Source organism: Halomonas borealis (assembly GCF_004798905.1).
GTDB classification, from domain to species: domain Bacteria; phylum Pseudomonadota; class Gammaproteobacteria; order Pseudomonadales; family Halomonadaceae; genus Halomonas; species Halomonas borealis.
Genome location: NZ_SDMO01000030.1, coordinates 1 through 466 on the forward strand (window position 1 = coordinate 1; position 466 = coordinate 466).

Genomic DNA, 466 nt, shown 5'->3' on the forward strand with positions numbered 1-466 from the left:
GGCCGTGTAATCGATCCTGAGTCTGGCTTTGATCAAGTTGTTGATGTGTTAGTTAAAGATAAGAAGATTATTCGTATTGCCCAAGATTTGGAAGAAGAAGGTGCAGATATCATTGATGCCAGCAACATGATTGTTGCTCCTGGGCTCATCGATATTCATGTTCATTTTCGTGAACCAGGTCAAACGCATAAAGAGACGATACACACTGGTGCTTTATCTGCAGCACGTGGTGGTTTTACGACAGTAGTAATGATGGCAAATCCTAAACCGATTTTAACGAGTCCTGAAGTGCTTGTAGATACACTGAAACTTGAAGATAAAGAGAAAATTCATATTAAGTCCATTGCTTCTATTACCAAAGATTTTGACGGGCGACATTTGACGGATTTTGATGCTTTGTTAAAGGCAGGCGCAGTTGGCTTTTCAGATGATGGTATTCCACTGAGTGATTCAGGGGTCTTGCATG

The 466-nt window shown here is 41.0% G+C and carries 1 protein-coding gene; it reads left to right on the forward strand.

The genetic code is table 11. The features are described 5' to 3' along the window. On the forward strand, positions 1–466 hold a 466-nt coding region (locus ETC07_RS16070; protein ID WP_168709231.1), incomplete at both ends, for an amidohydrolase family protein.